Source organism: Nocardia camponoti (genome assembly GCF_014646135.1).
GTDB classification, from domain to species: Bacteria; Actinomycetota; Actinomycetes; order Mycobacteriales; family Mycobacteriaceae; genus Nocardia; species Nocardia camponoti.
Genome location: NZ_BMMW01000014.1, coordinates 1 through 522 on the forward strand (window position 1 = coordinate 1; position 522 = coordinate 522).

The following is a 522-nucleotide window of genomic DNA, read 5'->3' on the forward strand; positions in this document are numbered from 1 at the left end:
ACCTCTTACAGCTGCTTCACCCTGGCCATGGGTAGATCACTCCGCTTCGGGTCCATAATGTGCGACTCAAACGCCCTATTCAGACTCGCTTTCGCTACGGCTACCCCTCAACGGGTTAACCTCGCCACACATCGATGACTCGCAGGCTCATTCTTCAAAAGGCACGCCATCACCCCACCACGGGGGCTTTGACGGATTGTAAGCGCACGGTTTCAGGTACTATTTCACTCCCCTCCCGGGGTACTTTTCACCTTTCCCTCACGGTACTAGTCCGCTATCGGTCACCAGGGAGTATTCAGGCTTACCGGGTGGTCCCGGCAGATTCACAGCAGATTTCACGGGCCCGCTGCTACTCGGGAACTCCTTACGAGAGCCAAAAGATTTTCGTCTACGGGATTCTCACCCTCTACGACAGGCCGTTCCAGACCACTTCGACTAACCTCTTGGTTTCTCACTCTCGCCTGATCCGGCAGAATCAGGAAAAGAAGCCCCACAACACCGCGTTGACAACCCCTGCCGGGT

Annotated in this window: 1 rRNA gene; it reads right to left on the bottom strand. The window is 55.7% G+C overall.

The annotated features are described in order from the left end of the window. Window positions 1-522, bottom strand: a 23S ribosomal RNA gene (locus IEX78_RS24015); the annotation flags it as partial.